The 21,666-nt window shown below is 51.8% G+C and carries 14 protein-coding genes; 3 read left to right on the top strand and 11 right to left on the bottom strand.

Annotated elements, in window-relative coordinates; all coding sequences use genetic code 11:
- Positions 1-7: 7 nt before the first annotated feature.
- The 6 genes from CLV60_RS07445 to CLV60_RS07420 all read right to left on the bottom strand — a co-directional run bounded on the left by CLV60_RS07445 (position 8) and on the right by CLV60_RS07420 (position 8,285).
- Positions 8-3,382, bottom strand: coding sequence for a SusC/RagA family TonB-linked outer membrane protein (locus CLV60_RS07445; protein ID WP_211302208.1), 3,375 nt, complete (start codon positions 3,380-3,382; stop codon positions 8-10).
- Positions 3,383-3,640: 258 nt separating this feature from the next.
- On the bottom strand, positions 3,641-4,693 hold the full coding sequence (locus CLV60_RS07440) for a FecR family protein (protein WP_106594740.1): 1,053 nt from the start codon (positions 4,691-4,693) through the stop codon (positions 3,641-3,643).
- Positions 4,694-4,799: 106 nt separating this feature from the next.
- A complete protein-coding gene (locus CLV60_RS07435) occupies positions 4,800-5,390 on the bottom strand; it encodes an RNA polymerase sigma factor (RefSeq protein ID WP_106594739.1) in 591 nt (196 codons plus the stop codon).
- 231 nt (positions 5,391-5,621) lie between these two features.
- Positions 5,622-6,428, bottom strand: a complete 807-nt coding sequence (locus CLV60_RS07430) for a polysaccharide deacetylase family protein (protein ID WP_106594738.1) — start codon at positions 6,426-6,428, stop codon at positions 5,622-5,624.
- Positions 6,410-7,147 carry a glycosyltransferase family 2 protein gene (locus CLV60_RS07425; RefSeq protein WP_106594737.1) on the bottom strand — a complete coding sequence of 246 codons (738 nt, stop codon included), beginning with the start codon at positions 7,145-7,147 and terminating at the stop codon, positions 6,410-6,412. The genes CLV60_RS07430 and CLV60_RS07425 overlap by 19 nt, the downstream gene beginning before the upstream one ends.
- A complete protein-coding gene (locus CLV60_RS07420; protein WP_106594736.1) occupies positions 7,137-8,285 on the bottom strand; it encodes a glycosyltransferase family 87 protein in 1,149 nt (382 codons plus the stop codon). Before CLV60_RS07420 ends, CLV60_RS07425 begins: the two co-directional genes overlap by 11 nt.
- Positions 8,286-8,622: 337 nt before the next feature.
- Here CLV60_RS07420 and CLV60_RS07415 point away from each other — a divergent pair, with 337 nt between their 5' ends.
- From CLV60_RS07415 to CLV60_RS07405, 3 genes are all read left to right on the top strand, one after another.
- Positions 8,623-11,034 carry an ABC transporter permease gene (locus tag CLV60_RS07415; protein WP_106594735.1) on the top strand — a complete coding sequence of 804 codons (2,412 nt, stop codon included), beginning with the start codon at positions 8,623-8,625 and terminating at the stop codon, positions 11,032-11,034.
- 50 nt (positions 11,035-11,084) lie between these two features.
- Positions 11,085-11,651 (top strand): Crp/Fnr family transcriptional regulator, encoded by a 567-nt coding sequence (locus tag CLV60_RS07410; RefSeq protein ID WP_170118728.1) that lies wholly within the window; start codon positions 11,085-11,087, stop codon positions 11,649-11,651.
- Positions 11,652-11,713: 62 nt separating this feature from the next.
- Positions 11,714-12,082, top strand: coding sequence for a VOC family protein (locus CLV60_RS07405; RefSeq protein ID WP_106594733.1), 369 nt, complete (start codon positions 11,714-11,716; stop codon positions 12,080-12,082).
- A gap of 70 nt (positions 12,083-12,152) precedes the next feature.
- Here the strand turns inward: CLV60_RS07405 and CLV60_RS07400 are convergent, their stop codons facing one another.
- The 5 genes from CLV60_RS07400 to CLV60_RS07375 all read right to left on the bottom strand — a co-directional run bounded on the left by CLV60_RS07400 (position 12,153) and on the right by CLV60_RS07375 (position 21,480).
- Positions 12,153-13,709 (bottom strand): alpha-amylase family glycosyl hydrolase, encoded by a 1,557-nt coding sequence (locus CLV60_RS07400; protein WP_106594732.1) that lies wholly within the window; start codon positions 13,707-13,709, stop codon positions 12,153-12,155.
- Between the two features lie 14 nt (positions 13,710-13,723).
- Complete coding sequence (locus tag CLV60_RS07395) at positions 13,724-14,770, bottom strand: SusE domain-containing protein (protein ID WP_106594731.1); 1,047 nt, start codon at positions 14,768-14,770, stop codon at positions 13,724-13,726.
- Positions 14,767-16,344 (bottom strand): RagB/SusD family nutrient uptake outer membrane protein, encoded by a 1,578-nt coding sequence (locus CLV60_RS07390; RefSeq protein ID WP_106594730.1) that lies wholly within the window; start codon positions 16,342-16,344, stop codon positions 14,767-14,769. The genes CLV60_RS07395 and CLV60_RS07390 overlap by 4 nt, the downstream gene beginning before the upstream one ends.
- 18 nt (positions 16,345-16,362) lie before the next feature.
- Positions 16,363-19,332, bottom strand: coding sequence for a SusC/RagA family TonB-linked outer membrane protein (locus CLV60_RS07385; RefSeq protein ID WP_106594729.1), 2,970 nt, complete (start codon positions 19,330-19,332; stop codon positions 16,363-16,365).
- A gap of 267 nt (positions 19,333-19,599) precedes the next feature.
- Positions 19,600-21,480 (bottom strand): helix-turn-helix domain-containing protein, encoded by a 1,881-nt coding sequence (locus CLV60_RS07375; RefSeq protein ID WP_106594727.1) that lies wholly within the window; start codon positions 21,478-21,480, stop codon positions 19,600-19,602.
- Between the last annotated feature and the right edge of the window lie 186 nt (positions 21,481-21,666).

Below are 21,666 nucleotides of genomic sequence, written 5' to 3'. Positions count from 1 at the left end.
TTCTATCTTAAAATGTAATTTCCAAACCTGCTGAGTAAGACTTCATGATCGGATAGCGTAAGCCGTTCACCGCATCTACTTCCGGATCCCATAGTTTAAATGGCGACAGCGTCAGCAGGTTGTTGCCCCTCACGAATACCCTGAGTCCTTCGATCTTAATCCTGCTCAGAAACGACTTCCCGGCAGTAACACCCAATTCCACATTTTTCATACGGAGCATGCGCATATCCCTCAGCCACCAGGTAGAACTCTCATTGTTATTGGCATTCTGGTAAGTCGAAAGGCGTGGATAGAACACGTCCTGGCGGGGATTCTCGACTGTCCACCGGTCGTCGACGTTGGTCAGGATATTGCCCATGGACCCGTTGGCGCTGCCGGGGATGAAGTTAGCCCCGCCGATGATCCGGTAGGTACGGGCATTGCCCTGGAAGAAAAAACCCAGGTCGATCGCCTTGTAGCGAATGCTCGCGCCGAGCCCGTAGACGATCTGCGGATCGTAGGTACCGCCTATCGCAGTCTGATCGAGTGAGTTGACCTTCCCATCGCCATTCAGGTCTTTGTATTTGATGTCTCCGGGACGGACCGGGCCAAAGGTTTGCACGGGTACACCGTCTTTCAGCACCCCGGCGGCGATATCGGCAAAGTCATCGTTGGTCAGCAGCCGTTCCGCGATCAGTCCAAACAACTGGCCAACAGGCTTGCCGGTCGAAGACCGGGTTGTTCCTTTCACGGCAATGGCCTCGTCTTGTTCCAGTATTTTGTTAACCGCATACGTAAATGTGCCTCTCAGCGCCACGCTCAGCTGTTTGGTAATGCTTTTGTTGTAATCAATCGACAAATCGATCCCCTTGTTGCTCACCCTTCCGAAATTGGCCCACGGCAGATTGATGAATCCGCTGGACCCGGGCACACTCCTGCGCTGCATAAAGATGTTCTCGCGATTATCATGAAAAACATCTACCTGAACATCCAGGGCCTGCCAAAGGCTGAGTTCCAGGCCGACATTGAGCTTTTTGACCGTTTCCCAGGTCAGATCGGCGCTTCCCTGCTCCCCTTCCTGCCTGCCTTGCCGCTGGTAGTCGTTGTTCACGCCCCATTTGTAGCCGCCGGTAGTGCCCACAGTAGTAATGTAGGCAAAACGGCGCCCGTCGAGCCGGTCATTACCGACCAGCCCGTACGAGCCCCGGATCTTCAACTTGTTGACTATGTGATTAATGGACTTCATGAAGGGTTCTTCCGAGATCAGCCACCCGAGCGCCACCGACGGGAAAAAACCGAAACGTTTTCCGCGGGCAAAGTTCTCCGACCCATTGTACCCGAAATTGACTTCCACCACGTACCGGTTGTCGTAGGAATAGGAGAACCTTCCCGCCGAGCCCTGATTACGGAACGGCAGAGATGAGCCGTCTTCATAATTTCGCTGGTTGTATAACAGCATCGCTTCAATGATGCTCTTGCCGAAATTGTTCTGATAAAACACATTACCTTCTATGTAAAGGCTTTTGTTCCCCCAATCCGACGAGGTACTATACCCCAGAAACGGCTGCCCGTACCGGTAAATGGAAAGCACCAGGTTACCGTTGGCATCACGGGATGTGGCAGGATTGTAGTAATCGGGCTCTTTGCTCCGGGAGACGGAAGTATTGGAAAAACGGTCGAATGAAAACGTTCCCCGTGCTTTCAGGCCTTTCAGAAATTTACCTAAATCCTGTTCCAGTGAAAGCAACGACTCGATTTTGCTTTCGCTGAATCGCTGGTACCCCTGCTGGGTCGCCAGCGACCACGGGTTCTCGCGCTCGGGTACCTTGGGGATCTCCCCGCTGCTGTACCGGGTCGGGTGCACAAAGGGAGGCGTAATGAATGCCTGCTGAAACAGGTTGTCGATGGAAGTGGGCGGAACATTGCGGTCCTGCAAATATCCCCCGATATTGAACCTCAAAAGCGTGGTCGGAGACAGATCCACATCGACATTCGACCGGATATTGTAGCGTTTCAGTTTGATCGACGAGTCCCAGCTTTGGGCCTTGTCCCTGGCGATAATTCCGTTCTCGCCATAGTAGCTCGCCACCAGCGCGTAACGCAGGATATTGCTCCCACCCGACACGGTCATATTCGTGCGCATATTCGACGCGTGGTTTTGCGAAATGGCGTCCAGCCAGTTCACATCCGGGTAAAGGTCGGGATCGGTCTGATTCCGGTAAGCGTCGATCACTTCCTTTGAATAGATCTCCGGCTGCCCGTTTTCGGTGCGGATGCCATTCATGATTTCCAGGTACCGCGCGGCCCCGATGAACTGGGGAAGTTTTACGGGCTGCGTGATGGCCTGCTCGTGGCGCAGCGATACTTTGGGCGTTCCTACCTTGCCTCTTTTGGTATTGACGAGGATCACACCGTTGGCGCCTCTTACCCCATACACCGCGCTCGCTGCCGCATCTTTGAGAATGGAAAACGATTCTATTTCTTCCGGATCGATGTTGTTCAGCGATCTTTCTACCCCGTCGACCAGTATCAGCGGGCTCCTGTTACCGCCGAAGGTGCTGATCCCCCGGATCCAGAAGCTGGAATTGTCGTAACCCGGCTCACCCGAGCGCTGCACACCGATAATACCGGCCAGCTGACCGGCCAGGTTGTTACTGACCGAGCGCGAGGTGCCCAGTTTGAGTTTACCCGGACTGATGGAGGTGATAGCCCCTACTACGCTCGCCTTTCGCTGCGTTCCAAACCCGACTACCACCACTTCTTCGAGGTCGTCGACCTTGTCTTTCAAGATAATATCCACTCGTTTGTTTCCGTGGATTTCAACCTCCTGCTCCACGAAGCCCACCATGGAAAATGAGAGCTTGCTTACATTGTCAGGCAAGATAATCTGGTACGTACCATCTTCCTGGCTCACCGTGCCGATCTGCGTTCCCTTTACAGCAACGGTTACCCCCGGCAGCGGTTCACCGTTCTGGCTGGTTACCCTCCCGCGGATGGCCTGGTCGATCAGCATTTTCTCGCCGCCGGTTTCCTCGGGGAGCAGCTGCGTTTGCGGACGGGATTCGTCACCGGGTTTTATTTCCTGCCTCGTTTCCTTGCTCAGGATAATGTACTGCCCGGATACCGTGTAAGTCACCTCCGCCTGTCTGGCGATTTTTTCAAGAATCTTCCCAAGAGGCTCGTCGGCCGCAGAAATGGATATTTTACGATCGACCAACGACGACGACACGTAAGAGAACTTTACATTGGCTTTACGCGATATCAGGCGGAGGACCGATTTGAACTCGCCGTTGGTTATATTAATTGTGATTTTCTTCGATAAAGCTTCCTGCCCGAAGCCGGTCCTGGCAAAAACCATCTGGCCCAGGCAAAAGGCCAAAATCAGAGGCAGACTAATCTTCATGATAAATTTGACACAATGATGTCGTTGGATACTCGTGTTTTTCATAAATTAACATCGGTTTTAGATTTTTCAAGACAAAACCATCCCCGCCCCTTAATTCGTTAAGGAGTAGCATATCAGGCCGGCTCAGGGATTTACAGGCCGACGATGAGGCAACATCGTCGGCTTTTTTTATAGAATGTAAAGGTTATTTTCAGTTCATAGGCTTTCGGTTTAAATGGACAATAAGCTGCATTCGCCCCACCGGATGGGGATATACTATTGACTACACCCGTTGCCGGTTATCAGGATTTTGTTTCCCTCTACTTTATACGTGATCTTCGTCGTGGTGCTGATCAGGTCGAGTTTGCCGTAGAACGGCAATCCATTCAGCGGGATGGTCATCAGGCAGCCGCGGAACTGCTCGCGGTCGTATTCGAACTGGATTCCGTAAACGCGTTGAAGCTTGTCGAGTATTTCCGGCAGGGGTGTTTCCTCAAAATCCAGGTCGGGCACCTCCTGCAATGCTTCCGGTGCATCGGCCAGCGACCTGGTGAGCTTGCCGTCGGTAACGTGGTAAACCGCCTTCTCATTGGGAAGCAGTATCACTTCACCCGTTTTTTCATGCCGGTCGTTGAGCTTCTCCTGCACCGACACTTTCCCGGAAGTGACGGTCACAGAAACCTGGTCGGCATTGTTACTGATCCGGAAACTGGTCCCCAGAACGGTCGTCAGGATTTTGTTCACCCGCACTCTGAATGGCTTCGAAGGTATGCGTACCACCTCGAAAAACGCCTCTCCGTCGAGCCAGACGTCCCTGAACCGGCCGCCCGAATCCATGGCAGCATAGGAAATTCTTGCGCCGGGCGCCAGTTGTATCTTACTCTGATCAGGCAGGACAACATTTTTAATTTGTGTGCCTGTATTCTTCACTTCCGTGATTTCCGCTACCGCGCTCGTGAGGGTTTCGTATTGATAGCGGCGCTCGCTCTTTTGCTCCGAAACCAGCCAGGCTGTAAATCCACCCGCCAGCACCACCACGGCAGCCGCCCAGTAAACAGGCCTTTTCCAGAACACCAACCGGGTGCGGCGCGGCGCCTTCGCCTGATCGAGTATTTTTTCAATTGCGTGCAGCTTCTTCTCATCGGTCAACCCCGACGACTCCCGCTTCCAATCGATGAGAATCTGGCGGGCTTCCTGCACCAGCGCCGCAACGGCGGGACTGGTTTCGCTGGCGCGCTGCCAGCGGCTGCCTTCCAAAGGCTCTTCCGCCAGTGCCCATTGCTGAAAATTCTCGTCCGCTAAAAAATCTTCTAATTTGTAGTCTGTCATTACTTCATGGTTCTCAACTGCCCTAATGGTAGAAAAACACCAAGAAAATAATCGAATATTTATACTTTTTTTGAAGAAAAAATACAAATAACTAACTATCAATGACTTACAATAAATGACAAAAACTAAGCAAAGCCAGCACAAGCTCTGAATTCCAGTGAAGCCGGAAGAGTTTGGATGCCTGATAGAGGAGATTGGCCACAGCCGGCCGGCCGATTTGCAGGAATTCGGCGATTTCCTCGTTGGAAAGGTTTTCGTAAAATTTCAGGTGAAGTATCTCCTGCTGGCGGCTGGTCAGTTTCCCCAGCACATTTTGAATTTTGGAACGCTTTTCGAAATCGACCTCATTGCGGATGATCTCTCCTTCCACCGATTCGGAAAAGAAACTGGAATCGATGGGCAGGAAACTGTCTTCCGTCTCGATCGACATCGGCGCTTTTTGTTGTTTCTCCCGGAATATCTGATGCCTGAAAGATTTGAACAGGTAAAGCCTAAGATTCGGGGTATCATTCAGGTGCTCACGCCGCTCCCATAGGCTGATCATCAGGTCGTGCAGCGCGTCCTGAAGTCGGGATTCATCTTTTTGAAAACGGAACCCATATTCATACAATGGCGTGTAAAAAAGATGCAGAAGGGTCTCAAAAGCCTTTTCATCTCCGTTCCTAAAATCCTTCCACAAAACAAATTGGTCAACCATCGGGAGCTTGTTTGAGACTACCAAAGAAACAGCATATCGGCAGTTAACTACTGCCGGCTACTCGCGGAGCAAAATATACTGACTTGCTTTCCTAATCCAAAGCAGGGATTATTTCAAAAGCAAATGTATCAAATTGGCGCAATCCCGCACAATCGGGCCCCGCTATTCCTTCACGATCTCATAGTGCCTGTTCCCAATGAAGCTAATTTATTTAACGCTGTTAAAGCCGCGTCATTCCTGCCCTGCAAATTCCCTTTCCCATTTGTCGCAAAAAGCATTGCAGGTCACAAAAGCCGCATTACGCTTTTTCAAGGTGCTGACCAGCCCGTCGAGTTTCGCCGTCAACTTATCGCCATCCACGTTTTTGACATACGCCGGCAGCGTGTAGGCGCTCAGGTCGGCAAATTCCCAGGGATGAAAATAGAGCATCAGGTTACCGCGCTTTTTCAACGTGAAGCCGCATAGCGCGGCGTAAATGCGGAGCGGCAGGTTCTTGAACGACAGCCAGAACAACGGGAAACGCAGCCAGGGCGTGGTGGAGCACGGCAGCTCAATCAAGCCGTCGGTCCGGCTTGGCAGGGGGTTCTCTCCCAGCAGGTTATAGCGCCCCGGAAGCCAGGTAGGATTCAGCGATGAATCGTAGCGGAAGCCGTCTCTGCCCAAGGCCGCCCGGTCGAACGGTTTCAGGCGCGGCATGCGGAACCCATTCACCGTTTGCCCGCTGACAGCTTCCAATATGCGCCTGGATTCCATAATGTCGCTCTCGCGGAACACGTGTGCGGGCGAATGCAGGAGCGCATGCGAGGCGATCTCGTGTTTTTGGGCCAGATGCCGGATCAATGCCGGGTTTTCGGCGGCAAAATGCCCGGTGGTGAAGAACGTCGCGCGGATATGATGCGCATCAAGCACGGAAAGCACATTTTCCATACCCCGCAGCGTCACTTGCATTTGCTCGGTTTCGGATACTTTCTGACCGTATTCTTCCGGAATATCAAACTCTTCCAGGTCGAAAGTGAGCATTACGAAAGATCGTTCCATAGGCCTCCGAGGATCGTGATTCTTGCAAAATTAACCGCTTCGCGAAACAGCACTTTCATGCTAAAATCGCTGAAAACAATGGAAGAATTGGCTGAAACTTCCACCTTCTCTATGCCGATGCCCTTCCGGATGAGCTTACGGATCAGTTCCACTTCAAAAACAAACGTGTTGGTTTTGGTTCCCTGCACCTCCGGCAGTATTTCCCGGCGCAGGCCTTTGATACCCGCCTGGGTGTCGGTAATGTGCTTGTTCAGGAAAAGGCGGTTCATCCAATGCAGCCCTTTCGAAAACAGCCTTCTTTTGAGCGGCAGCTTTTTAAAATACTCCGCACTCCGATTACCGTAAACAAACCAGCATTGCGGGTTTTTCTCAAATATCCGCACCATTTCCACGATCGGGTCTGTGCCGAAAGGGAAATCGATGTCGGTGTACACGATGATATCGCCCTCGGCTCGAAGGGTCCCTTTCCGGATCGCGGAGCCTTTGCCCTCATTGACCGCATTGTCGAGGAAGATAACATCCGGCAGGCTGCTTAATGCCGCAACATTTGTTCGGTCGAGGCGGGTGGAGCCGTCGTTGGAAATGATGTACTGCACGGTCCTGTCCGGCAATTTCGCATTCAGCTCCCGGATATGGGTTTCCAGTGTCCCGCACCAGCCTGGCAGGGGATTGTAGCAGGGCAGCACGACGCTGATACCCGGCTGATTTTCAGTTTTCATGTCGATGAAGTAGTAATTGTGTTTGTAAAACCGCCCACACCAGCACACAAGGGATTACCTTGATCAGGTAAGGCTCGAAAAAGTTGCGGCGCAGGGAAGGCGGGTAAATGTCGGTAGGTGCCAGAATACAAAACACGAACACCAGAACCACTAATATTTTAGACCAGGGCGCCAGCCGCTCCCGGTTGACAATATGAAAGAGCACGACGCCCGGAATGGCGATCACATACGTAGGCGATTCGGCCGCGTGGTTGAACACGATCACCCAGAGCGATGCATAAGCGAGCAAAAGCAGCCGCTGATCCAGCGTGGCATATTGCTTTCTGAACAAACACAACAACCAGGTAATGCCGAACAAAACCACGCCCACGAGCTGTACTTTGGTCACATCGTCGGGAGAGAATGCAGGAATCCACACTTTCAGCAGGCCCATAATCGAGAAACCGTAGTTCACAGCATGGTCGGCAACGAGGATTCCGTACCAATCTTTATAAACCTGCACGAAATGGCCGATGCCCGTCACCGGAAGCGGTAAAACCGCCAAAACCGCCGCCCATAGTATCGAATAGCCTATAAACTGCCCTTTACGAGGATAAAACAGGAACATCCCGGCGTAAATCAGTCCGTAGCCCTTGATGCAGAAAGCCAGCAATGGAAACAATGCCGCCCAGCGGGTTTTTCCGTTTTCAAGAAAACTGAAAGTGAGCAGGCCCAGCGCCGCAATCAGCGGGTTGGTTTGCTGGCCGTGGAGCGAAGTCACGAGTTCGAAAAGGATGAACCACCAGAAGAATACTTTTTTGTCGTAGTCGAGCGGCAGGCTGCGGATGGCATAGAAAAGCGCCAGCGAACAGCAGATGAGCCATAGGACTAGACTCACCGGCAAAGGCAGAAATGAGAACGGTGCGAAAAAAATACAAAAGGTGGGATTGTACAGAAACAGGTCGAAGTACTCGTGTGGGTATTCGAGGTGGAGGTTTTGATGCCGCGCCAGGTGACCGAGTGCCGCCCTGAAAATCTGGAAATTATTATACTTCAATGGGCCGCCCGCATAATGCTGAATACCGATAATGACGCTCAGCAGCACGTATACGGCTAAAATAACCTTCTCACGCGAGAAGAATTCCGATACTCTTTTCATTACTCAATTGTACTTGTTAGGGATGGGTTTTGATCCAAAGATATAGTGCGGCGGATCAACGAAAAACGGGAAATCACCATCTCGGCATATTTTAATTTTTTCCTAATATCCTATAATCACGACCCGCCGGCAGCATGCGGCGATCGCGGAATAGACTCGGAAAAATGCCTTACGGTTGTAACCGCGAACAAGAATTTGTAACGCCCGGTGACGGACAGATGATTGTTCGGAAGTGGACACCACTGCCCGTAAATTCTGCATTTGCGGCATTTCCAGACAATGGCACCATATTTGTCAGTGAAAAGATGTCCGTTTCCAGATTTCTCCCAAAAGCGATATGATCAAAAGCTACTTTAAGATTGCTTTCAGAAATTTTCAAAAGAACAAAGTCTATTCGCTGATCAACGTATCGGGGCTGGCACTCGCCCTGACGGTTACCATACTTATTTCCCTCTGGGTTTGGGATGAATGGAACTACAACAAAGGAAGTAAAAACTACCCGCACGTAGCGCGCGTGATGGCGCATGTGTCCCAAAACGGGCAGGTCGCCAGCTCGCCTAATCTACCATTTCCCCTAGCCGCCGAGCTTCGGGAGCACTTCGCTGCCGATTTCGAGCACGTTGCCGTATCGTGGGACACGGAAGATTACTCACTGAGCTCAAACGGAAACAAGTTCAGAAAGAAAGGCCGGTTTATGGAGCCCGACGGCGCCAAAATCCTGTCGCTTCAAATGGTTGCCGGGAGTGTAGCCGCACTCAACAACCCGTCACAGATCTTGTTATCCGAATCTGCCGCGGCCTCGATATTTGGGTCAACCCAGCCCATTGGTCAACTTTTGAAAATAGACAATGAACTGGACGCAACGGTGGCCGGGATTTATAAGGATTTCCCTCAGAATTCAGATTACTACAATTTATCGTTCGTCGCTCCCTGGAAACTGTTCGCGTCGGCCCGCAGGAGACAATGGGTTGATAAGCTCAGAGACAACTGGAATGTCAACACTTTTGAAATACTCGTCCAAACGAGGAAAAATACCACCGTAGAGGCTGCCTCCGAAAAAATAAAGCAGGTATTGAATCAGCATTTAACCAACACAGCCGGCACTGTATCCCTCATTTCGTTACATCCCATGGATAAATGGCATTTGTATTCTTCCTGGGAAAATGGCGTGAACACCGGAGGGCACATTTATTACATTAAGCTGTTCTCAGCCATCGCCGCCTTTGTGCTGTTGCTGGCTTGCATCAACTTTATGAACCTGAGCACAGCCCGCTCCGAGCAACGAGCCAAAGAAATCGGTGTCAGAAAGGCCGTGGGATCCAGGAGGGTTCAACTCATTTTTCAATTCATCTTTGAATCACTCACGGTGGTGGTTCTGTCATTTGTGATCGCATTACTGCTTGTTGAGGTGACATTACCTGCATTTAATGCGATTACCTACAAGCAGATCGAATTCATTTCGCCAGGCGGACTGGCATTTAACCCCTATTTCCTGCTGGCCGGTCTCGCCTTTTGCCTATTGGTGAGTTTCGTTGCCGGTAGTTATCCCGCCCTTTTCCTGTCTTCTTTCAAGCCCGTCAAAGTATTGAAGGCTGGCGTGGCGGGTGTTGGCAAGCTTTCTTCACGGCCTAGAAAAGTGCTTGTAGTGCTCCAATTCACCATCTCGATTTCGCTGATCATTGCCGCAGCGGGCGTTTTTCGGCAAATGCAGTTCGGGCAAAGCAGGGCCACAGGTTACGACAAGGCCGGATTACTCTTTGTGAAGATTCCACCGGGAAGCCCTGGCTTGGATGCCTTGAAAAATGAGCTGCTACATTCCCGCATCGTGTCGTCCGTTGCCCAATCCTCAGGGCCGGTCACCGATGTGCTTTCCAATGCGGACGGCTTTACCTGGCAAGGCAAATCGCCGGGTGATCGCGAGGAGTTTGCCGTGATCGCGGCGTCGCATCAATATGGCAGGACAGTCGGTTGGGAGGTTGTGCAGGGACGTGATTTTTCGGAGGCCTTTGTTTCCGATTCGTCGGCAATTATTATCAACCAGTCGGCAGCGAAGTACATGGGACTCGATAACCCGGTCGGGAAAACCGTCAGATGGAAAGACGGGACCTTCAATGATTCGGAATATCACATTGTGGGCGTGATACGCGATATGGTCATGCAATCACCCTATGAGCCGGTGAAACAGACTATCTATTTCATGACCTACGCCCCTAATTATTTGTATATCAAACTAAAAGCCGGAAGAACCGAAGAGAATCCTGCTTCTAAACTGGGCGCGTTGTTCGATAAACATTTGCCCGGCCACGTGTTTGATTTTCAATTCGCGGATCAGCAATATGACTTAAAGTTTGAAAATGAGCAACGCATTGGCAAGCTTACGGTTCTGTTCGCGGCGATCGCCATTTTCACTTCCTGTTTGGGACTGTTCGGCCTTGCGGCGTTCACCGCCGAGCAGCGACGGAGTGAAATCGGCATACGAAAGGTACTCGGCGCTTCGGTTACAGGCGTATGGGCATTGATTGCCAAGGACTTCGTATACCTGACGGCTATCGCTGCTGCCGTTGCCACTCCGGTAAGTTATTATTTCCTGATGAAAATGCTGGAAAACTATCATTATCGCTCAACCATCCCCTGGTGGATCTTCGGCGGATCGGCGGCCCTGGCACTCCTGCTCTCCATGCTAACCGTGAGCTACCAGGCCGTAAAAGCCGCATTGACAGATCCGGCGAAAGTGCTCCGCTCGGAGTAACGCATAACGGCAAATCTCGTATTTTCGGGTATCGTAAACGACGAATGCCTATGTATGGAGATATTTTAAGAGCGACGGGAACCTACCGGGACAGTGAAGTTGAGCTCTTTGAGAAGGAGGTTCGATTGCGCGAGGTCGGGAAAAATGAATTGCTGCTTCGGAAGGGGGAAATAGCCAGAACCGTCTGTTACCTGCTGGAAGGGGCCGTCCGCCAGTACGATATCTTGCCCGAATTGGAACATAACATAATCGATCTCCACCTTGCCGGTGAATGGTTCTTCAACCATGAGAGCCTGATCTCGCAGCGTCCGTCCGCGTTGTTCATGGAGGCATACACCGATTGCCGTTTCATCGAAATCAGCCTGGAAACGATTCACTACCTAACGGGCAAGTCGCTCGCGTTTTTACAACTCAACAAGGTTTTGGAAAGCGCTTTTCAGCGAATGCATTTTTTTGATCAGTCCATGACGCCGGTGGAAAAGTACCGGCACCTACTCGATAACCGCCCGAGGTTAATACAGACATTTCCGCTCAAAATCATCGCGTCTTACCTTAAAATTACACCGGAAACCCTCAGCAGGGCCAGGAATGCGATAGCGAACGGTGTCATTTCTTGATTTCGATCAAGTGGCGGAGTCCTGCCTATGCCCTACTTTTGACTGGAAATATTGCATATCCTATGGAACACAAAGCATTGTCAATCCGCCCGTTCATCGGGGCTACCGATTTCGAAGTTTCACGCGCCTTTTACCGCGACCTTGGATTCCAGGAAGTGGTACTTTCTCCCGCTATGTCGCTGTTCAAAAGCGGCGACTATGGTTTTTATCTGCAAAATGCATTCAACAAGGACTGGATCGATAATACGATGGTCTTTCTCGAAGTAGAGAATGTCCAAATTTTCTGGGACGACCTTGTCAAGCTCGACCTTCCGGCGAAATACCAGAATGTGCGCCTAACCCCGATCCGGGTCGATTATTGGGGCCGCGAATGCTTCGTCCATGATCCCTCGGGGATACTGTGGCATTTCGGGGAGTTTTTTAAGAAATAAACAAAATCCCGGAACCAGTGGTTACCACCAATTCCGGGACTGCTTAGATTAACTTCACTCCTGCCCTGACTTATCGCAAAATCACCGAGCCATAGGCCGGAATTTTAACCGCCTTGCCGATCACTTCGATCTTTTCAGAAGACCCGAACAGCAGCTTCTTGCCCGAGGCGGATGCGGGCAGTTCTACGGTCTTTTCGCTCCCGCTCACATTGTGCACGATCAGCAGGTCCCCGCTCGTATGCGGGCGCGTGAATGCGATGATGTGCTCCTGCGCGATGCCCGCGTCACCCAGGTTCACGGGTGCTACCTGGCGCAATGCGGGATACTCGTGACGCAGTTGGAGGAGTTTTTTATAGTGATTGTAAATGGATGAAGGGGCCTTCATCTGGGCTTCCAGGTTGCGGACTTTATCGTCGGTGGAGTATGACGGTTTCATCCAGTGTGTGCGCAGCTTGTCTTCTGCGGGGGCCTTCCACAAAAACGGTTCTCGGATGTTCTCGTCAGGTTTGTTGCCGAGCATACCTATTTCTTCGCCGTAGTAGAGGTAGGGTTCACCAGGCAGCGTGAGCAGCAGGCTTGCGGCGAGTTTCATCTTCGGAATATCGCCATTCACAGTGGTCCCGATGCGAACATGGTCGTGGTTGTTGTTGAAGACAGCGTCGATGAAGTCCGGATTCGCTCTTTTGTAAACCGCATGCGTTTGTTGCAATTGCTTGATCAGGTCAATTGATTGTCCCGTTTTGAGCATTTGGTGAATAGCCAGTGCCGCGTCGATGTTGAAGTTGGCGGGAAGACCTTTGAAATAGGGCGCAACTTTCTCCGGCGTCGACCAAACCTCTCCTACCAGGTAAACATCCGGCTTGATGCTACTGACCTTTTTGCGGAACTCGATCCAGAATGCATGGCTTTTTTCAGCCTCCCAATCGGGATAAATGTGCTTGGCGGCGTCGAGCCTGAACCCGTCCACGCCGACTTCGTTCAGCCAGAACCGGGCCACGTCGTAAATCTCCGCACGCACTTTGGGATTATCAAAGTTCAGATCCGGCATACCGCTCCAAAAGAGACCGTAGTACTTTTCATCACCACCCTCTTTCACCGCATGCCAGGGATTCACCTCCCACGAATCACCCGATTTCTCGCGCGTCGCAATGCCCAGCGAATCGATCGTCTTTTGCGGAAGCCACACATAGTAATCGCGGTAAGGACTCTGCTTTCCCTGCCGTGCCTGCTGAAACCAGGGGTGCTGATCGCTGGTATGGTTCACGACCAGGTCTTTGATGATCCGGATGCCCCGCTTGTGCGCTTCCGAGAGCAGCCTTTCGAAATCAGCCATGGTACCATATTCGGGATCGATCTGCCGGTAGTCGGTCACATCATATTTGTGGTAAGTCGGCGATTTGCAGATGGGCGTGAGCCAGAGCGCATCTACACCCAGGTCTTTCAGGTAATCCAGTTTGGAAGTAATCCCGTTGATATCCCCTATTCCGTCTCCATTCGAATCGGCGAAGGAGCGGACGAATATTTCATAGCAAACGGCGGGAGGATTGCTTTGCTGCGCCTGTGCCGCGGCCCCTGTGAGGAGCCACAGCACGGCAAAACAGCATCTTTTGACCTGCTTAAAATCCATGAATCTGATGAGCGTTATTTTTTCGTGATAGAATAAGTATAGTTACCCGCATTGCCCAGGTTGAGGCTGATGATGTACGTGCCGGCCGCATCGACTTTGATATTCCCATTGTCGAGTGTATCGGGTACGCCGTCGGCATTACCGTCGCCATATGCCAGGGTCCAGTCGTCATTCGCCCGGAATTTGATTTCTCCCTGGGTAAGCGCTACCTCTGCAGTCCATGCGCCGGTTTTCGGGTCGTAGGTCAGGTCCTGGTCCTTATCCCAGCCGCCTTTGGTTGCCGAGCCCAGTACACCCCAAATGGTTTTGAGCGACGACCAGGTGCTATTGTTCAGATCCGCTTTGAGCAGGTAGTAGCCCGAGCCTTTCTGCGTCAGGTTTCCACTGGTTCCCAATTTCCCGGGGCCTCCGCTACCGTAGTCGCCCTCGTTCCAGTTCGGCGCATTGGTAAATTTAAACTCCGTCGTTTCATCCGGAAAGTAAACGTATCCTTCGAATTTTTTATCGTCCTTCACCGACACCAGCTTCGGCGCCTTGTCGGGTGCCCAGCCCTGGTGGCTGCCCGGCACGTAAATCGCGGGGTATACAATTACTACAAAATACGGCTTGATGGATAGCGCCTGGGTAGCCGAGACCGTATTCATGCGTTCGGCCGAGGTCCCCAGTGACGATATCACCCGCGCTTCCACGTCCGCCGCCTGCCCGGCTGTGAGTTTGAGTTTGTTGATCATCAGCCCGTTGATCTCGCTGGTTGTAAACCCTTTTTTCAAAGTGCTGCCGGCATTGATTTCCACCGGCTTCTGAAAATTGTTACCTTTTTTATCCAGCTGAATGGTGTAGCTGATCACACTGGCAAAACCGTAGTCCACGGGTGTCCAGGAGAAAACGACGGCTTCTTTCTCGGCATTGACGCTGTTCAGTTCCAGCACCGGCTGGTTCACGGAAAGCACCGCCGCGGAACCTGGCGTGGCAATGGTTTTGATTTCATCCTTTTCGCAGGCCGACATCACGGCGATTGCCATCAATGAGGCCAAAACTGATATGCTGCGGTACTTCATCATGGGTTCTGTTGGAGGTTAGGGTTTGCAATGAGGTCTGTGGCAGGGATCGGGAACAGGTTGAAACTTTCCGAAACCCCTCTCCCGTCTTTTACTCCCCCCTTCCAGGGCCAGAGATAGCTGCCGGAAGTCAGTAATCCGTACCGTACCAGATCGGTGCGGCGGTGCGCCTCCCAGTAGAATTCCCGGCCGCGCTCATCGAGAACATCACTAAGGGTAATGGCCGTCACATTGCCGCTCGCATTGCCGTAGGCGCGCTCGCGCAGTTTGTTATAATACGCAACGGCAGTGGCTTCGTTGCCTCCTGTTCCACCGCGCTTCACGGCTTCGGCGTAAGTCAGGTACATTTCGGCCAGGCGGAAAAGCGGGAAATCGACCGATGAAAACGAGTTGCCCGAGGATGGCACAATGGCGCCCGACCGGGTAATATTCCGGAATTTGGTAATGGCCAGGCCGTCGGTGAAAACGGAAGGATCGTCCATTTCGATTTTCTGCCCGAAAAACATCGCGCGCTTGTCTTTCTTGCCGCTGTAATCGCCGAAGCGCAACGGAAGGTTTTTGGTAGCGCGGTTACCACCCCAGCCGCCGTTGGGAATACCAAACGACGACGGGTTCATCGCCGCATTGATACCCGCATTGATGATAAAGGTCGTGCCGCCATTGTTCTGGGTTTTGATCCCGTCATAATTGATGGACAGCAACACTTCCGGATTATCTACATCATTATCGCCCAGGAATAAGTGCTTGTACTCCGGCATAAGTGAGTAACCCGATTTGATCACCTTTTCGGAATAGGCGATCGCATCATTGTACCGTCCCTGCCCTTTGCCCAGGTACACCTCCGCATTCAGGTACAGGCGTGCGAGCAACGCCCAGGACGCGGCTTTGTCCACACGGCCATATTCGTTTTTTCGCGGCTCTGCCAATGTGGCTTCCGCTGCTTTGAGCTCCGACTCCACGTAAGCAAACAAGTCGGCGCGTTTGATCTGCGGCGGAATGTATTTGCCGATGGGGTCTTTTTCTGTCACAAAAGGAGGATTACCGAAAAGGTCCATCAAAACCCAATACTGGAATGCTCTCAAAAACTGCGCTTCGGCACGGTACCGGCGAATCTCCTCCGCATCCTGCCCGCCAATGCCCCTGCCGGCCAGCTTCTCATCCGACGATTCGCGGATAAACTCGTTGCAGACCGTCACATGAAACAGGCTCCGGTTGTAAAGCGCGCTCAGCAATACGTTGCTCGCGGTCCAGTTCAGGTTATGGAAGTCGGGAATGCCGGGATCGTTCCATACACACGCCGCCTCATCGGTAGTAAGCTCCTGGGCGTTCCAGAAGAGCCTTAGAAAATCGGCCTGTCCCGGGTCGATACCCGCGAGGTCGGATGCATTGATCCCGTTGTTACCGGCCAGCGCGAAGCTCCCGTACACCTTGGCCAGTACTTGTTTGTAGTCCGCGGGCGTTTTGTAGGCAATGTCTGCTGTGATGGAGTTCGTCGGCGAAAGGTCGAGGTCTTTCGTACAGGATACGGCCCCTCCTACCAATGCCGAGCATAGTAATGTTTTATATAAGAATTTCATAATCAATACATTTAGCGATTAAAAGTCCAGATTCAGGCCCAACACAAAAGTCCTTGGCCGCGGATAGAGGTTGTAATCGATACCACCGTTGATCTCGGGATCGAGGCCTTTGTATTTGGTTACAACAAACACATTCTGGCAGGTGGCATTGATCCGCAGGTTCATGCGGTTGCCCAACACGCGGCCCGCATTGTAGCCGATGCCCACGTTGTCCATGCGCAGGAAAGACGCATTCTGCACATAGTAATCCGACTGGTAACGGTTGTTGAAGAAGTTGGTATTGTAAATGTCCGTGGTACTGTTGCCGAGGATGTTGTTCGGGTTCAGGATATTCCTTCTCACACCGAAGTTCGAGGCCACGTTGTTGTACATGTAGTTGCCGATGTTGGCGCGCAGAATGGTGCTCAGGCTCCATTTGTCGTAGGTAAGCTGCGTATTAAAGCCCAGCATGACCTTCGGGAATGGAGATTTGTAACGATACTGGTCTTTTTGGTTGATCGCCCCGTCCCCATTCAGATCTGCGTAAACACCTTCCAGCGGCTTTCCGTCCTGGTCGTACACCTGCTTGAAAACATAGTACGAAAAGGTATTATAGTTGACCGAATGAATCTGAATGCTCTGGCCCGTCCCGCCGGTGATGCCGCCGGTTTGGTTACCCGCAAATTCCGGATCGCTCACGGCCGTCAGGTTGGTAATCTTGTTGTTGTTGTAGGTAACATTGAACCCCACATTCCAGCTCAGTTTGCCAGTGGCGATCGGCGTGCCGTTCACCGCGAACTCCACACCCTTGTTTTCGATATTACCGACGTTGGTCAGGATCTGGTTGCTGAAATTCGAGCCGATTGGGATCGGTACGGTGTTCAGCAGGTTTTTCGTCTTTTTGTAATACACATCCAGGCTACCCGACAGGCGGTTGTTGAAGAACCCGAAATCCAGGCCCGCGTTGGCCGTTGCAGTCTGCTCCCATTTGATGTTCTGATCGTACGCGGCCGGAGCGGTCATGTTGTAAAAGGTATTTCCAAACTGGTATTGAGAAGCATTGGAGCTCACCGAGTAGATCCCGAGGTAGGAGTAGTTGGCGATGCCGTCCTGGTTACCGGTGATCCCGTAGCTGAGCCGCAGTTTGAGGTCGGTCAGGGCGCTTACAGGCTTCAAGAAATCCTCCCGGTTGATACGCCAGGTCAATGCTACCGACGGGAATACCCCCCAACGGTTTTCAGGCGAGAAGCGCGACGAACCGTCCGTCCGGATCGAACCCGCCAGGATGTATTTATCGTCGAACGTGTAAATCAGCCTTCCGTAGTACGAAATGAGCGTATTTTCGGGGATATCGTATTCAAACTTCGGTTGCGAGCCTTCCACAATTTCGCCATTGGCGCTGAAATTGGGATAGAAATAATTTTTAGTCGCATTGTTGTAGTAACCATAACCGGCCGTAGCGCTTACATTACTTTTAATACTTTTGAGATCCTTCGCGTAACTAAGGTAAAACTCGGCGACCTTGTTGTTCACTTTTTGCAAATACTTGTTATTCTGGCCTTTGGTAGTGAAATTCTGCGCAGCATATTCCGGTACGAATGTCGTCCCGCTGCCTTTCGAAATGTCGTAACCCAGGTTCAGGTTCGCGTGGAGATCGGGCAGGAAGTGGAATTTGTAGTCGAACTGCGCATTTCCGAAGCTGCGGTTGACCGTACCATTGTTGTCCTGCTGGCGGATCAGCGCCACAGGGTTTCTCGGCGCATTCGGGTTGAGTGTCGCTTTCCCGGCGTCGTCTTTCGTTACCCATTCGAAATAACCGCCAAACGGGCTCGATTCGTCCATAACCGCCTGCGTAGGATCAAACTGCACGGCATTGATGATCGCACCCTGATTCGCGAAATGCGACTTTGTTTGCGCCCCTTTCAGGTTCAGATCGATTTTAAGGTGCTTGTTGAAGAACCGCGGGCTGATGTTGATCGAAGCCGACGGGCGCTGCATTTTGTCGGTGATCAGGATACCGTTTTGCAGCAAATACCCCAGCGAAACGCGGTAAGGCATGCTTTTCAATGCGCCCGAAATACTGAGGTTATTGTCGGTGCTGATGCCGGTGCGGTAGATTTCGTCCTGCCAGTCGGTTTTGGCTGAACCCAGCAATGCTTTCTGGGCATCGGTACCGTTCGTTTCCACGTAAGTCCTGAACTCGTCGGCGCTGAGGGCATCCACCGTTTTGATAATTTTCGAGACCGCCAGTTGGCTATTGAAATTGACCACCGGCGTTCCGCTCTGACCTTTTTTGGTGGTGATCAGGATAACGCCATTGGATGCACGTGAGCCGTAAATGGCCGTTGCCGAGGCGTCTTTGAGCACGGTAAAAGTCTCAATATCGTTCGGGTTGATGAGGCTGAGCGGGTTCGGTGCGCCGCTGAGGCTGCTGCCGCTCAAAGGAACGCCGTCGATGACGATCAGCGGGTCGTTGCTCGCATTCAGCGATGCGCCCCCGCGGATGCGGATCGTACTTCCCGAGCCGGGCTGTCCGTTGTTGGACGTGATCGATACCCCGGCTACCTTTCCCACGATCAGCTGCTCGGGGCTTTGGATATTGCCTTGCTGGAAGTCCTTCGATGAAATGCTGGTGATCGAGCCCGTGAGCTCCTGCTTTTTCTGCGTACCGTACCCAATCACGACCACTTCCGACAGTTCTTTGGAATTATCTGCCAGCGTAACATTAACAACGGATTCGGTTCCAACAGGCACTTCCTTCACCAGCTTGCCTACGAAGCTGAATACAAGCGTTGCACCGGCCGGCACATTGGAGAGGGAGTACTTTCCTGTTTCGTCGGTCTGGGTGCCGAGCGCGCTGTTCTTGACCACGACCGTAACGCCGGGTAATACCGAGCCGTCGTGCTCGTCGGTAACTTTTCCGCTGACCGTGCCTTGCGCCATAAGCGCGACATTCCCGAGCAGGAGCAGAAGGGCAAAACAGACCGTCTTTTGGTAAAGCTGTTTCATCGTAAAGGGATAAAATGTGATTGATTGCTTTCGAACACTTCGAGGTACCAATCGGATAAATCCAATTATTTATCGAAATATTTCCTGGCAAAACTATCCCCTTTCGAAGCCGCTGTCGTTCCACTTCCGGTTTTCAGCGATATTTTTGAAAACAATGCATTATTACACCATAATAATCTCAATTACAGTTACTTAAATATATAACTACAAGCTCCACTTTATAAAATGGCACTTATTTTCCTGATAATTTAAACCCAAAAAAGTCAATTATTCCTCGGGACGGCTCGCATTATAGTAGTCGCGCGGGGTCTGTCCGGTGATTTTTTTGAACGACCGGTTGAATGCCGTTTTGGAGTTGAAGCCCACCTCGTAGGCAATGCTCAGCAGCGTGTAGTTTTTGAATTTGGGATTATCGACCCGCTTCTTGAAATCCTCAATGCGATAGGAATTGATGAAGTCGAAAAAGTTTTTTTCGAAGCCGTCGTTGATCACCCGCGACAGGGTGTGCTGCGACAATTTCAGCTTGCCGGCCAGTTCGCTCAGCGTCAGTTTCGGGTTGGTGAACGGCTTTTCTTTGGCCATATACTCCTCCACCAGCCGTTTCAGGTCGGTGATATCCTCGGACTGTTCCGGCTTCTTGTCGGCGACGCTCTCCTGATTTTCCGCTTCTTCCACGCTCACACCGGCATCAAAAATCGATCGTGGCTGTGGTGATATTTTAAAGATTTCGGGCTGGTGAATCGCGAAATACCCCACAAAATAGGTGATGGTAGAAAAAGCCAGCCAGATAGCATCCACGCTGCCCTCCACGATTTGCGTGACGTCGAAATCAAAGCAATAGCCCAGGCCCAGCATGATAAAAAGGAAATACCACAGTCCGAGGCAAAGCGCCTGGATAAACAGCACCGTATTGAGGTAATGCAGGTTTTGCTCGTACGAAAAATGGCTTTGGTACTGCTCCCGGTAAAAGCGGAAGGTCTTGCGGAAGAGGAACCAGAAATAGGTATTCCAGCCGAGCGCTAGCAGGCCGGTACCCAAAAACACCCCGAACAGGCTCCGGTCGCGCACGAGGAACAGCAAATGCAGCTCCCTGTCGCTGATCAGGAAAAACGGCAGGTACACAAAGCATTGCAGCAGCACCGGCAGAAAAAGCGCAACCTGCCGGAATGGCTTAACGGATTGGTTGAACAGCAGCCGTTGGAGGTAAAAATAGAATGCGGGCACATAGAGAAAGAGAATGAAGTCCGGCATGAGCAGGATTTTCCCGAATGCCTGCGCTGCCTCCCGGTAGCCGCCGATCGTCCGCAGCAGGATCATCAGCGAGGCCACCCCGATCGTGATCACCAGCCAGCGGTTGGCCGGCCGGTTGTAATTCTGCATGGAAGGGATCGCGATGATGAGCAGAATGCCCTGAAAAACCGAGAACAGCAGCAGCAGATCGTACAGCGAGTAGAAATGGAATGAGGCCGAAAGGTCTTCCCAGCCGTCTATTTCCACATTGATAGACATATGATCCACTTTCGAATCGCGGTAGATCGTCCGGTTCGGTCGCGCTTTGCCGCTCTCCCGCCCTTCGATCGACTTCCAGCTGCCGCGCGTGAACTTGTATTCGACCGGGTCCTTATCGGTGTAAATGGTAGTCCGGTAGGTGCCGTCCACGTTCCTATACACCTTGTAAAGCGGGTTCGCGGGTTCCCAGTCATTGAAATTCCCGGAAATGAATATCTCTGCGTCGTGCGGTGTATTTTCCGGAAGTTTGTTGATAATGAAGGTATATACGATCTTTTTTTCCCAGCCCGCAATGCGGATCCTGATCAAATGCGGATCGGCCTCTTTCGATGCGTCGTAAACCCGGTCAGCAAGCGGAGTCCCCGAAGAGTCGCCCTCTACCATGGTCCAGTTACCCTGCGTGATCTTGTACTCAAACCTGGCCGGGACTTTCGGAATATCGATGTAATACTTTCCTCCCTGATCTCTTCTGAATTTGTAGTTCGGGTCTCCCGGACTCCAGTTATTCAAATCCGAGGCAAGGAAAAGTGACGAGGACGGGGAAATCAGCGGCGGCGACTCAACAATTTCAATTCGAAGCTGAGCAAACGCAGCTCCGCATACGAGGGTCAGGATAGCGGCTAACAAAAGCTTATACATGCACAAATCAAAGCAAACATTTGCTAAAAAACTATCCGTACGCGTTTTGCGCCCGGACCCGTTAAGTAAGTTCCTGCGCGGGTCGATCCGCCGTACATTGCTCCTGCCTTCAAAATACAATACTTTTACCTCCTATTCACAACGTATCGTACTCATCAAGTGCAGGTTTGGGCTCGTTATGCCAGG

The organism is Dyadobacter jiangsuensis, from assembly GCF_003014695.1.
Classification (GTDB): Bacteria; Bacteroidota; Bacteroidia; order Cytophagales; family Spirosomataceae; genus Dyadobacter; species Dyadobacter jiangsuensis.
Note: the sequence above shows the minus strand (reverse complement) of the source record. Positions and strands in the feature narration are given on the sequence as shown.